At 65.8% G+C, this 12381-nt stretch carries 11 protein-coding genes; 3 read left to right on the plus strand and 8 right to left on the minus strand.

The genetic code is table 11. The features are described from left to right. Window positions 1–177 precede the first annotated feature (177 nt). Window positions 178–579, plus strand: coding sequence for a TIGR03618 family F420-dependent PPOX class oxidoreductase (locus tag HNP02_RS39970; RefSeq protein ID WP_184446227.1), 402 nt, complete (start codon window positions 178–180; stop codon window positions 577–579). Here HNP02_RS39970 and HNP02_RS39975 read toward each other — a convergent pair. The 8 genes from HNP02_RS39975 to HNP02_RS40010 form a co-directional block, all read right to left on the minus strand. After that, window positions 560–1354, minus strand: coding sequence for an SDR family NAD(P)-dependent oxidoreductase (locus HNP02_RS39975; RefSeq protein WP_184446229.1), 795 nt, complete (start codon window positions 1352–1354; stop codon window positions 560–562). The two genes, HNP02_RS39970 and HNP02_RS39975, sit on opposite strands and share 20 nt — an antisense overlap. Window positions 1355–1399: 45 nt before the next feature. Further along, window positions 1400–2371, minus strand: coding sequence for an oxidoreductase (locus tag HNP02_RS39980; protein WP_184446231.1), 972 nt, complete (start codon window positions 2369–2371; stop codon window positions 1400–1402). 30 nt (window positions 2372–2401) lie between these two features. Next, window positions 2402–3055, minus strand: coding sequence for a TetR/AcrR family transcriptional regulator (locus tag HNP02_RS39985; RefSeq protein WP_309241871.1), 654 nt, complete (start codon window positions 3053–3055; stop codon window positions 2402–2404). A gap of 157 nt (window positions 3056–3212) precedes the next feature. Further along, window positions 3213–4586, minus strand: coding sequence for an AarF/ABC1/UbiB kinase family protein (locus HNP02_RS39990; RefSeq protein WP_184446234.1), 1374 nt, complete (start codon window positions 4584–4586; stop codon window positions 3213–3215). 92 nt (window positions 4587–4678) lie between these two features. After that, window positions 4679–5686: a PDR/VanB family oxidoreductase gene (locus tag HNP02_RS39995; RefSeq protein WP_184446363.1), complete on the minus strand. Its 1008-nt coding sequence runs from the start codon at window positions 5684–5686 to the stop codon at window positions 4679–4681. 89 nt (window positions 5687–5775) lie between these two features. Beyond that, a complete protein-coding gene (locus tag HNP02_RS40000) occupies window positions 5776–6672 on the minus strand; it encodes a metal-dependent hydrolase (protein WP_184446236.1) in 897 nt (298 codons plus the stop codon). 30 nt (window positions 6673–6702) lie between these two features. Next, a complete protein-coding gene (locus HNP02_RS40005; RefSeq protein ID WP_184446238.1) occupies window positions 6703–8508 on the minus strand; it encodes an SDR family oxidoreductase in 1806 nt (601 codons plus the stop codon). A gap of 219 nt (window positions 8509–8727) precedes the next feature. Further along, window positions 8728–10092: an FAD-dependent oxidoreductase gene (locus HNP02_RS40010; protein WP_184446240.1), complete on the minus strand. Its 1365-nt coding sequence runs from the start codon at window positions 10090–10092 to the stop codon at window positions 8728–8730. A 176-nt stretch (window positions 10093–10268) separates the two neighbouring features. On the opposite strand from HNP02_RS40010, the gene prfB reads away from it, so the two are divergent. Further along, window positions 10269–11384: a peptide chain release factor 2 gene (prfB, locus tag HNP02_RS40015; protein WP_184446242.1), complete on the plus strand. Its 1116-nt coding sequence runs from the start codon at window positions 10269–10271 to the stop codon at window positions 11382–11384. Next, entirely contained in the window at window positions 11374–12342 is a 969-nt protein-coding gene (locus HNP02_RS40020; RefSeq protein ID WP_184446243.1) for a mechanosensitive ion channel family protein, read from the plus strand. Before prfB ends, HNP02_RS40020 begins: the two co-directional genes overlap by 11 nt. The last annotated feature ends 39 nt before the right edge of the window (window positions 12343–12381 follow it).

Raw genomic sequence — 12381 nt, forward strand, 5'->3', positions numbered from 1 at the left:
CGCCACCATGTCCCCGACCGCGACCAACCGGGCCGCCGACGCACACGCCTCCGCGCGCGCCGCCGAGCACATCCGTTGCATCAGCAGAACGGCCGCATCGGATCCTTCGAACACGTGTTCGACTGTACTCCGGCCCTATGACACGATTGGTCGAGACGACTTCGCGAAGGGAAGACCGTGCCGACTGCACTGCCCGACGACCTACTCGACCTGCTCCGCCGCCCCAGCCCGTGCTTCATCGCCACCCTGATGCCCGACGGGTCGCCCCAACTCACGCAGACCTGGGTGAGCACCGACGGCGAGCACATCGTGATCAACATCGTCGAAGGCATGCAGAAGGCCAGGAACATCGCGCGTGACGGGCGCGTGGCGGTCAACGTCGTCGACCCCGACGACTTCTTCCGGTCCTACGCGGTGCGCGGCCGCGTGGTCGGCATGACCACTGAGGGTGGCGCCGAGAGCATCGACGAGATCTCCCAGAAGTATCTCGGCACGCCCTACCCGAACTTCAGGGGCCAGCCGGAGACGAGGGTCGTGATCGCCATCGAAGCCGACAGCGTCACCCCTCCGCGCGGCTGATCGAACCGACGGTGAAGCAGGACGTCCGCCCGCCGTCGACGACGAGGTTGGTGCCGGTGATGTAGGTGGCATCGTCGGACAGCAAGAACACCACGGCGTCGGCGATCTCGACGGGTTGGGCGATTCGGCCAAGCGGGATCGACGCCTCGTGCTCGGCCCTTTCGGCGGCGGGATCGGGAGCCGCGGCGAATTCCGCCATCAGCATCGGGGTCTCGGTCTCGCCGGGGGAGACGCTGTTGATGCGGATCCCGTGTACGGCCAACTCGGCGGCCAATGCGCGGGTCATCGCGAGGACACCGCCCTTCGACGCCGTGTAGGCGACGTAGCCGGCCTGACCAAGCATTCCGAGTTCGGATCCGGTCGTCACGATCGCTCCGCGACCGGCCGGGATCATCCGTCTCGCCGCCTCGCGGCACACGTAGAAGCTGCCCGACAGATTGACGTGGAGATGGCGGAGCCAATCGTCGTCGGTCGTCGTGGCCGCCGGCGAGATCGCCGAAATACCCGCATTGCTGAACACCGCGGTTGGCGTGCCGAGTTCTTCGGCGCGGTCGAACGCCGCCATCACCTGAGCGGAGTCTGTGACGTCGGCGGCAATCGCCAGTGCGGCGGGCCCCGCGGCCCTGCACAGGTCGGCTGCCTCGTCGAGATCGGCGCCGGGCAACGCGACGAGCGCCACCGATGCTCCTTCATTGGCCAGCCGGAGTGCGGTCGCGCGGCCGATACCCGAACTCGCACCGGTGACCAGGGCGACGCGGTTGGTGAAACGTTGCATGGTGATGATCATCCAGCCGGTGGCCCGGCTGGTATTACCTCGGGGTCAGGACTGCTTGCTCGACGCCGTTTGGAGCGCGTCGTATCCAGCACCGGTGAGCTCGACCGACTTCTCCCACAACCGCTTCGCCACGGTTTCGTTGCGTGCCGCCTCGGACTGCGGGGACCGGCTGACAGGACCGCGGACGCCGAACAGGCGATTGGGTCCCAGGTAGTCGCCGTTGCGCGCATCGGGCATCGTGGCTGCGTAGAGCTGGCTCAGCGCGCCGGCCGTCTCGCTGTTGCCGAAGACGCGCAGCCCGATGTGGGTTGCCGCCAGAGCGCCAGGGATCGGCGGGACCATCGGATCGAACAGGTTCGTCGCCGCCACACCTGGGTGCGCGATCACGGATTTCAGCGCAAGCCCGGCCGCCTCGCTGCGCCGCGCGAGCTCCGTGCCGAACATGAGGTTCGCCAACTTGGACTGTTGGTACGCGGTCATTCGGCCGTAGGGGCGACGCTCGAAGTTCAGGTCGTCCAGCACGATCCGCCCCTGGCGGTGGGCGATGCTGGCGAGTGAGACGACGCGTGGTGCCGACGCCGCCAGCAGCGCGGGCAGAACCCCGTCGGTGAACGCGAAGTGCCCGAAATGATTTGTGCCGATCTGCATCTCGAAGCCATCAACGGTCCGTGCGAACGGTATCGCCATGAGGCCTGCGTTGTTGATCAGCACGTCGATCGTGGGCGCCAGCGTCGTCGCCTTGGCTGCGGCTTCCCGGACGCCGGCAAGGTCGGCGAGGTCGAGGGCGACGAGGCCATGCTCTGCCTGCGGGCCCACCGTGCGCACTCGGTTCAGCGCTTCCTGCCCCGTCGCCTGATTGCGGCAAGCCAGGATGATCCGTGCGCCCGCGCCGGCAAGCGCTGTCGCCGCCTGCAGGCCAAGGCCGTTGTTGGCTCCGGTGATCAGGATCGTCTTCCCGGTTTGGTCGGGTATGTCGCTGAGTCCGAAGTCAGTGATCTGCAAGGGAGTACGCGTCATCGGATGTTCCTAAATTGGCTGGGTTCGTCGTTACTGACTGGGTTGGGCGTTCGTGAATGCGAGGTGCAGGGGGAGGCTCTGGTCGACCGTCATTCCGGTGAGCCTGGCGGTCGACTCCGCGAGACCCGACACGGTGGTCGCGAGGTACTCGATGAACTTGTCGATCGACATCGGATCGCCCTGGGTGCGATTGGCGCCCAGCCACCAGTCCGTTGCGGATGCGACGGCACCGCCGATCGAATAGATCGTCAGCTCGGCATAGTCGCCATCGATCGCTTCGTCGTCGAGGGCGTTGGAGAACAGTTCGGCGGCGCGATGTGCCGACTGGCGCGCGGACTGCAACGTCCGCTCGGAATCTTCCATCTGCTGGGTGAAGTGGCTGTGCACCATGAACCGGAAGACGTTCGGGTACTCCGTGACCACCTTGGCGTACTCGGTTGCGCCGCGGAGGACGAGCTCGCCAGCGGAATCGCTCATCAGGTTGATGTTGGACAGCACTCGCTCCCACAGCATGTCCTGAATCCGTTCGACGATCGCGTCGAAGAGGTCGACCTTGTCCTTGAAGTGCCGGTACAGCTTCGGTTTGGCGGTGCCCGCCTCCTTGGCGATGTCATCCATGCTGACGTCGGGTCCGAGCTTGCCCAATGCGCGGAACGCCGCGTCGACGAACTCTTCGCGGACCACGGCACGGTGTTCGCGCCAGCGTTCGGTGCGCGCGTCGGGTCGCTGGCCCTCCGGCTTCTCGGTTCCGCGTGCCCGCGCTCTGGTTGTCACAACCACCACTTTATCCGATACCGGCGGTACTGGCTAATTTGCGTTCCGGCCATCTGACCTGGCGCGGTCATCGGGAAGCGCGCCATTCTGCGTCGGCGACACCGTTGGGAGTCGCGGGCTCATCGCCATAGATCCACTCGCGGGCGATCCGGTGCCAGTTGTTGCTGGCTCCCAACTGGCCAAGCACGCCGAAGGTCAAGAAGTCTGCGCGTCGCGAGAACAGGTGCTCGGGTGGAAGGTTCTGGTGGCGCATGCCCGAGAATTCCGTCATCCGGGGGTCGATCGCGTCGAGCATGCTGACGCTGGCCATGGCCGGAGTGACCGTGATGACCTCGTCGGTCAGGTGCCAGCCCGCGGCGGCGTAGATGTAGTCGAGGCATTCCTCGGGCGTCACGCCGGTGTCATCGGCCATCACGCCGCGACGGACCATCAAGTCGAAGAGATCTTGGCTACGGTGCTCAGCTGCCGCCCGCATGCACTGCCGCTCGAAGTCGACGTGCACTGGATCCATGTGGTTGTAGAGCCCGAAGTCGATGAAACCGACCTTCCCGTCCCGGCCAAGCAGGATGTTTCCTGGGTGCGGGTCGCCGCAGAACTCGTTGTGCAGGAACAGCGAACCGACGTAGAACCGGTAGATGATCTCGCCGACCCGGTCGCGTTCGGCACTCGGTAGTTCGCGGATCGCGTCGAACGAGATGCCGTCGAACAGCTCTGTCACCACCACCCTGCGGCCACTGCGCTCCGCCACGCTGTCGGGTACTGCGATGAACGGATGATCGGCGAACAGCACCGCGAGGTCGTGCTGGGTGCGCGCTTCCCGCTCGTAGTCGAGTTCGCTCTCCATGTTGCGCGCGATCTCCGCCGCGAGCTCAGGCGCCGATACCGTCGGGATCGCCGTGCGCCAGAACTTCAGGAACAGCGCCAGGTTCTTCATGTCGGCCCGGATCGCAACGTCGACACCGGGGTACTGCACCTTCACCGCGACGTCGCGGCCGTCGTGCAGACGGGCGCGGTACACCTGGCCGATCGACGCCGCGGCCATGGGCTGGTCGTCGAACTCTGCGAACAGCGTCGTCACGGGACCGCCGAGGTCGTCCTCGATCTGGCGCCGCATGACGTCGAACGACACCGTCGGGGCCTGGTCGCGCAGCACCGCGAGCTTGGCCTGAAACTTCTCGCGGTGCGATTCGGGCACCAATTCCAGGTCGACGACCGAGAGCATCTGGCCAAGCTTCATGGCCGCGCCCTTCATGCTGCCAAGCACCTGCACCAGCTGGTCGGCGGTCTGCAGCGCCGTCTTCTCCGAGATCCGTGCCTTCGTCTCGCGGGAGCGGCCGAGCATCGACACCCTGGCGCTGGCGGTCCGGGCCGCCTGCGTTGCCGCCGCTTTGCCAAGCTTGGAGCCACGCGAAACTCGCGAGGTGGGTACCTGGTCTGACATTGCGGAGCCCTCCGAGGGTGATGACTCAGGGTACAAACGTCCACGTTTCATCCCGTCGCCTGCGCCGCTCACGCGTTGGGCCCGGGGGTCGATCACATGTCGAGAACGAGGGTTCCGCCCTCTGCGCGGTCGACGCAGATCAACATCTCGGTCGGTTCCTTCTTCGACATCCGATCCCCGTAGGCAAGGGGTTGTCCCGCGACGACGCGTACCTTGCACGTTCCGCAGAACCCCTGCTGACACGAGTACGCGACGGCAGGCCTCACCGCGCGAATGGTCTCCAGCGCGGTCCGGTCCGCGGCAACGTGGACTACCTCGCCGCCCGCGCCGAGCTGGACGTCGAACGGCACACCGTCGACGATGGGCGGCGCCGCGAACCGTTCGTAGTGCAAGGGCACCCCGTGTTGTCGCGCCACCGCCGAGCGAACCACGTCGAGCATCGAAGTTGGCCCGCAACAGTAGATTGCGGCGTCGGTTGCGTGCTGAGGCAGAAGGTCGGAAATCGAGGGGATTCCGTGTTCCTCGTCGGTGCGAATGCTCACCCGGTCGCCATAGGGGGACAGCTCGTCGAGGAATGGCATCGACTGCCTGCTGCGACCTGCGTACACCATCGTCCACGGAACGCCGGCGGCCTCGGCCGCCCGGAGCATCGGCAGGATCGGCGTGATGCCGATACCGCCCGCAATGAAGTGCATTCGGTCCTCGCCGGTTCCGTCCGTGGCCAGCGCAAGCGGGAAGGCGTTCACCGGTCCCGTGATGACGAGCTGGTCGCCGACCTGGACGGAGTCGTGCACCTCGATGGATCCGCCGCCGCCATCTTGGATGCGCCGCACGGCGATTCGGTACGTGCCGTCGCCGGGATCACCGGACAGGGAGTACTGCCGTATCCGCCCGGAGGGCAGGCGCACGTTGACGTTGGCCCCGGGGGTCCACGCGGGTAGGGGCGCGCCCGAGGGGTCGGCCAGTCGCACGCTCACGACGTCGCCGTCGGACGTCTCGACCCTGCGGTCCGTCACGGTCAACCGCAGCGAGCGGTCGATCCCAACGGGCGGAGGTAGCTGCCGCAGGACCCGGCCCATGACCTTGATCGCAGGCGCCATGAGTTTGGCGGCGACCACGATCGTAGGGGCGCGGTTGAAGCGGCCGTAGATGTCCGGTGGGACGGAGCCGCTGTCGGGTTCGAGCACTGTCAGCCGGCCGCCCGTTTCACTGCTGGAGAGCGGGCAAGGTACGCGACGGCCTGTGCCGTGTTTCCGACCTCTTCTGGGGTGAAGGATGGGCGCAGGTAACTCCAGGCCGAGAAGATGGCCTTGGCGCCGGGCAGGGTGCCGCGTCGGCTTGCCCGCAGCCACTCGACGAGCAGTCGTGCAAAACCGTAGTTCGGCAGCGAGGGATCCTGGCGGACTATGTATTTGGTGTTCCGCAGGAAGACGTACAGGATGAGGAACGGCGTCGGCGTGATCAATAGATTGCGGTGGAAGTATCCGACGCCGAAGTAGGACGCGACGTCATGGGCCACCGAGCGGTGCTCCACCTCTTCGGCGCCATGCCATCTGAAGAGGTCGGTCATCACCGGGTCCGCGCCGAGGCCGTCGAGGTCGGCGTTGAGTACCCAGTCGCCCAGCACCGCGGTCATGTGCTCGATCGCCGCGATCATCGCGAGTTGCTCGATCAGCAGCCGGTAGCGGGCTCGCGGCTTGAGCTTCGGTTTGACGGCAGTCAGTTGTGCGGAAAGGTATTCGAGCTGCCGAACGACGGGGCGCGGGTCGATACCGTGACGTCCGAGGAACTCCGGCAGCACGCGGTCGTGCGCCTGGGAGTGCACCGCTTCCTGCCCGATGAAGCCCAGCATCGCCTCGCGCAGTTTGGCGTCCTTCACGTACGGCAGAGCCTCGGTGAAGCCCTCGACGAACATCTCCTCCCCGATGGGGAGCACGAGGTTGAACGAGGAAATGAAGTGCGAGGCGATCGGTTCGTTCGGAATCCAGTGCAGCGGAGCGTCACTGACGTCGAAGTGGACGTTGCGCGCATGAAGCGCGAGTTCTTCGGAGGTGGTGGCGTTTGGCGCGGGTTGCGTCGTGGTCATGGAATGCTCCGTTCTGATCGTGATCGGGGGTTATCCAAGGGAGGCTTTGGCGGCGGCCAGGCGGCCGAGCGCCGGGGCGAATCTGCTGAACCGATATTGCAGGTGGGCCTCGGGTGTCACGGGGACGACCGACTTGCCCTTCTTGACGGCCTTCACGATCTGCTTGGCGACCTTGTCAGGGCCGTAGCGGCGCATCCTGTAGGCACGATCAACTGCCGCAAGCTTTTTCGCTGCTTCGGTGTCGGACAGTCCGGAGACCACGCTGGCGGCGACGATGTTGGTTGCCACGATGCCCGGGCAGATGGTGCTGACGCCGATGTCGGCGGACGCCAGCTCGGCGCGCAGGCAGTCGGAGAACATGAACACCGCGGATTTGCTGGTCGCGTATGCCGTCAAGCCTTGTTGCGGCGTGTAGGCGGCCATGCTCGACAGGTTCACGATGTGTCCGCCGAGCCCGCGGTTCGCCATCTTCGGCCCGAAGGCGCGGCATCCGTTGATCACGCCGTACAGGTTGATGTCGAGCACCCGCTTGAAGTCCTCGGACGGCGTCGCGAAGAAGCGCCCCGCCTGACCGACGCCCGCGTTGTTGATCAGGATGTCGGGGATCCCATGTGCGGCTTCGACTTCGTCGGCGTGCGCGATGGCGGCCTGCTCGTCGGCGACGTTCAACTGGTAGGCGTGGGCGGTGCCGCCGGCTTCGGTGATCAGTGCGGCGGTCTCCTTCGCCGACGCCAGGTTGACGTCGGAGACCACGACCTCGGCCCCGTCGCGGGCAAACGCAAGGGCGGTCTCCCGTCCGATGCCGCTGCCGCCGCCGGTGATGACCAGCAGCTGGTTCTCGAAAGGCCTTTGCTGCTTTCCCATTTGGGCGCGGCGCAAGCTTCGCGCGGGCGGCAGGCCTTCCGTGGCATCGATGAGTTCGGTCGCTGCGGTGGCGAGCATCTCCGGATGCGAGAACGGCAGCCAGTGCCCGCCCTTGACGATGCGCCGCCACACCGCAGGCGCCCAGTTCAGCGCATCGGCGTAGCTGGCCTGACGAACTGCGGGATCACGGGTTCCGACGATCACCTGTACCGGAACCCGGGTGAACCGCTCCCGCGGTGTCAGGATGGAGGTGATGTTGGCGCGGTAGATCCGCAGACCATTTCCGATGTCCTTCTCGAAGGTGGCGGCGAGGAAGATATCGTCTGGCGCAGCACCTTCCGCGCGGGAGAGCCCCTTGCGCCAGCGGTTGCCGTTGAGCGTCAAGGCGAACATGGCCTTCGGCAGCCACGGAAGCATGAAGTAGAACATGTAGCCGAACGAGCCGAGTTGGGCCAGAACCAACGCCACGTTCTTCGGGGTGGGTCGCGACAACCTCTTGCGCGCCCACGCGCCGAGGTGGGCGACGTTCGGGCCCGATACCGACGTGAACGACGCGATCTTGCGCTGTGCCCGTTCGTCGCACACCGCTTCCCACATTGCGACGCTGCCCCAGTCGTGGGCGAGCACGTGGACCGGCTTGTCGGGGCTGACCGCCTCGATCACGGCCATGTAGTCGCTTGCCAGTTCCGCAACTGCGAAGTCCCTGAAGTTCTTCGGGTTGGTCGACTTGCCGTGGCCGCGGTTGTCGACGGAGACCACGCGGAAGCGTTCGGTCAGGAACGGCGTCACACCGTCCCACAGGTGATGCGAGTCGGGCCAACCGTGCAGCAGCAATACGGTCTCCCCAGTCGGATTGCCTTGCTCGTAGACCGCGATCTCGACATCGCCGTTGCGGACGATGCGTTCGGTTACGTCCGTTGCCTGCGGCGCGTCGACGCTCCGCGGGCTCGTCGTCTTCGATACCGGACACATACTCGTGCTCCCCTCAGACCAAGTCTGCGTACCGGCAGTACGCGCTACAGCAGGTATCGTGTACCGCCGGTACCGCGGTGTCAAACACGCGTCATGTGCGCGGCAGGCGTTGGCCGACCGCTCGCCGCGGTGATTTAGATCGTTACCGCAGGTAGCGTGGCGACCGAATGGGCTCGGACTTCGACGTCGACTACAGCGCCGGGCCGATGTCGACCCGGCTCATCCGTGGCTGATCCGCAGCAATTCGGCCACGCTGGTCAACTTCACCCGCGGCCTGCCGAGGCTCTCGCCTGCCGAACGCTCGTGGGCGTCGATCAGCTTCCAGTGGTCGTCGGTGACCAGTTTCGGTTGGCGCGACAACAGCCATTCGACGAGTTCCTCGGAGTGCCCGTCACCGAAGTCGGCCACGGCTCCCGCGGCGAGATCGGCGGTGAGCGTGTCGACGGTCTCCTGCGAGTCCTTCTTGTTGCTGCCGATGACGCCCGACGGGCCCCGCTTGATCCACCCGACGACGTACTCGTTGCGCCTGCCGTCGACTCTGCCGTCGGTATGCGGGATCGTTCCTGCCCGTTCGTCGAACGGCAGTCCGGGCGTCGGCACGCCCCGGTACCCGACCGCACGGACCACCAGCTGGGCCGACAACTCCTCCCGGTCGCCGGTGTCCTTGGCCACCATCCGTCCGTCGTCGTCGACCAGTTCGTTGCGGCCAAGGACGATCGACTCCACCCTTGCGTCGCCCTTGATCTCGATCGGCGAGGTGCGGAACCGGAACACGATGCGCCGCTTCGCACCTCGAGGCTCCCGCTCGGAGTACCCGCGGAGCACCTTGATGTTCTGCCTGACGGACTTGGACGCCACCTCGAGGTCGGCATCGGTGATGGAGGCGAAGTCCGCGGGGTCGACGATCACGTCGACGTCGGCCATCGCCTCCAAGTCGGCCAGCTCCCGCAGCTCCAGGGTGGTCCAGGTGGCCTGCAGCGGGCCGCGGCGACCGATGACCACGACCTCCTCGACACCGCGGGCGTGCAGCAGGTCAAGGGCATGCGTGGCGATGTCGGTCACGGCCAGCAGGTCGGGGTCGCTGACCAGGATGCGCGCCACGTCGAGTGCGACGTTGCCGTTGCCGACCACGACCGCGCGACCGGTCGAGAGGTCGGGCGTCATCTCCTCGAAGTGCGGGTGCGCGTTGTACCAACCGACGAAGTCGACGGCGGCGACACTGCCCGTCAGCTCCTCGCCGGGAACGTTCAGCGGACGGTCGGACTGGGCGCCGACCGCGTAGATCACCGCGTCGTAGCGTTCAGCGAGTTCGTCGGCCTGGACGTGCTCGCCGACCGCGATGTTGCCGAAGAAGCGGAATCGGGGATCGGCGGCCGTCTTCTCGAACTGGGCGCTGATGGTCTTGATCTTCGGGTGGTCGGGCGCGACGCCGGAGCGGACCAGACCCCAGGGGGTCGGCAGCATCTCCAGCATGTCGACGCGCACGTCCGCGTCATCGGTCGAGTCGGCGAACTTCAGTAGTGATGCGGCAGCAAAGTAACCCGAAGGTCCGGAGCCAACGATCGCCACGTGGTAAGGGCGCATGCTTCAGCTTTCTGTAAGCCGTATGTCCTGTATCTGGGGCGCGCAAAGGGGCTGTCGCGACGTCCCGGGCTGGGTACGAATCCGATGCTAAACCCGGTTGGCCGTTCCAGGGGGAAGGGATGGTCATGGGTAAGGGATGAAAGGGACGGCCGTCGCGGTCGGTACTGTGATTTCCCGTGGATCCCGACCGTTTAGCCGACATTGCAGCCCTCGACACCACCTTGACCACGGTGGAGCGAGTGCTGGATGTGGACGGTCTGCGCGCGCGCATCGAAAAGCTCGAACAAGACGCGTCCGATCCCAACCTCTGGGATGACCAGGCGCGCGCCCAGAAGGTCACCAGCGACCTCTCCCATACGCAGAGTGAGCTGCGCCGAGTCGAAGAACTGCGGCAACGGCTCGACGACCTGCCGGTGCTCTACGAGATGGCGGCCGAAGAGGCCGGTGCCGGCGCAGAGGCTGCGCTGGCCGAGGCCGACGCCGAGTTCAAGTCGCTCGGCGAGGATCTTGAGGCGATAGAGGTCCGCACGCTGCTGTCGGGGGAGTACGACGAACGCGAGGCCGTCGTCACCATCCGATCGGGCGCTGGCGGCGTCGACGCGGCCGACTGGGCCGAGATGTTGATGCGGATGTACGTCCGGTGGGCCGAGAAGCACAACTACGGCGTCGAGGTGTTCGACACGTCGTATGCCGAAGAGGCGGGGATCAAGAGCGCGACGTTCGCGGTGCACGCGCCGTTCGCCTACGGCACGCTGTCGGTCGAGCAGGGCACCCACCGGTTGGTGCGGATCAGCCCGTTCGACAACCAGAGCAGGCGCCAGACGTCGTTCGCGGACGTCGAGGTGCTTCCGGTGGTCGAGACCACCGACCACATCGAGATTCCGGAAGGTGACCTGCGCGTCGACGTCTACCGGTCGAGTGGCCCCGGCGGTCAGTCCGTGAACACCACCGACTCCGCCGTTCGACTCACCCACATCCCCAGCGGTATCGTCGTGACTTGCCAGAACGAGAAGTCGCAGTTGCAGAACAAGGTTGCGGCAATGCGCGTGTTGCAGGCAAAGTTGTTGGAACGCAAGCGTTTAGAAGAGCGTGCCGAGATGGACGCGCTCAAGGGCGATGGCGGCAGTTCATGGGGGAACCAGATGCGTTCCTACGTATTGCAGCCGTACCAAATGGTCAAAGACCTACGCACCGACTATGAGGTCGGAAATCCGGCCGCGGTGCTCGACGGAGACATCGACGGATTCCTAGAAGCAGGAATCCGTTGGCGCAATAGGAAAGATGACGACTAGCTACCAAGCGATCGTATGGGCCCAAAGCTGGCATGACTTCTGGCGGGGCGGTATTGGCGAGTGGATTCTCACCCGAGGGCTCAGGATCGCCATGATCATCATCTTCTCGCTGCTGGCCGCCCGCTTCATCACCTGGTCCGCGCACAAGATCACCAACCGCATCGATGCCGACTTCCGGGACAGCGACCAGCTGGTGCGCACCGAGAGCGCCAAGCACCGCCAGGCGGTTGCCTCGGTCATCTCCTGGGTGTCGATCGCGATCCTGTTCGTGATGGTGGCGGTCGAGATCACCGACGTGCTGGCCATTCCCGTCGGATCGCTGGTTGCGCCAGCCGCCGTGCTGGGTGCGGCACTCGGCTTCGGGGCGCAGCGCATCGTGCAGGACCTGTTGGCGGGGTTCTTCGTCATCACCGAGAAGCAGTACGGCTTCGGTGACCTGGTTGCCTTGACCGTCGCGGGCATCGCGGCACCTGCGGAGGGCACCGTCGAGGACGTCACGCTGCGCGTGACCAAGCTGCGGTCCAGTGATGGCGAAGTGTTCACCATCCCCAACGGCCAGATCGTCAAGACGATGAACCTGTCCAAGGACTGGGCTCGCGCCGTCATCGACATCCCGGTCCCGACCAGCGCCGACCTCACTCGGGTCACCGATCTCCTGCACCACGTCAGCGAAACCGCGATGAAAGACGAGAGCCTGCGGAAGCTGCTGTTGGATGCGCCGCAGGTGATGGGCGTGGAGAGCATCGAACTCGACACCGTGAACCTGCGCATGGTCGCCCGAACGCTGCCAGGCAAGCAGTTCGAGGTCGGCCGCCGTCTCCGCCTGCTGGTGATCGCCACGCTGACGCGTGCGGGGATCGCCTCCCCGGCCGATACCAGCCCGAAGGTGAACACCATTCCGAGTCCGGCGGACGTCAGCGATCGGGAGCAGTCGCGGAAACCTGAGGACCGCGAATGAACTTCTGGAGCTGGCTCACGAGGAGACGCGCCGACCACG

Source organism: Mycobacterium sp. AZCC_0083, from assembly GCF_014202335.1.
Lineage (GTDB): Bacteria > Actinomycetota > Actinomycetes > Mycobacteriales > Mycobacteriaceae > Mycobacterium.

What these genes read in the sequence shown, in the direction of transcription:
- HNP02_RS40020 (WP_184446243.1), top strand. Translation starts at nt 11,374, where the DNA reads ATGACGACTAGCTACCAAGCGATCGTATGGGCCCAAAGCTGGCATGAC.
- HNP02_RS39980 (WP_184446231.1), bottom strand. Translation starts at nt 2,371, where the DNA reads ATGACGCGTACTCCCTTGCAGATCACTGACTTCGGACTCAGCGACATA.
- HNP02_RS39995 (WP_184446363.1), bottom strand. Translation starts at nt 5,686, where the DNA reads ATGGCGCCTGCGATCAAGGTCATGGGCCGGGTCCTGCGGCAGCTACCT.
- HNP02_RS40010 (WP_184446240.1), bottom strand. Translation starts at nt 10,092, where the DNA reads ATGCGCCCTTACCACGTGGCGATCGTTGGCTCCGGACCTTCGGGTTAC.
- HNP02_RS39975 (WP_184446229.1), bottom strand. Translation starts at nt 1,354, where the DNA reads ATGCAACGTTTCACCAACCGCGTCGCCCTGGTCACCGGTGCGAGTTCG.
- HNP02_RS40000 (WP_184446236.1), bottom strand. Translation starts at nt 6,672, where the DNA reads ATGACCACGACGCAACCCGCGCCAAACGCCACCACCTCCGAAGAACTC.
- HNP02_RS40005 (WP_184446238.1), bottom strand. Translation starts at nt 8,508, where the DNA reads ATGTGTCCGGTATCGAAGACGACGAGCCCGCGGAGCGTCGACGCGCCG.
- HNP02_RS39990 (WP_184446234.1), bottom strand. Translation starts at nt 4,586, where the DNA reads ATGTCAGACCAGGTACCCACCTCGCGAGTTTCGCGTGGCTCCAAGCTT.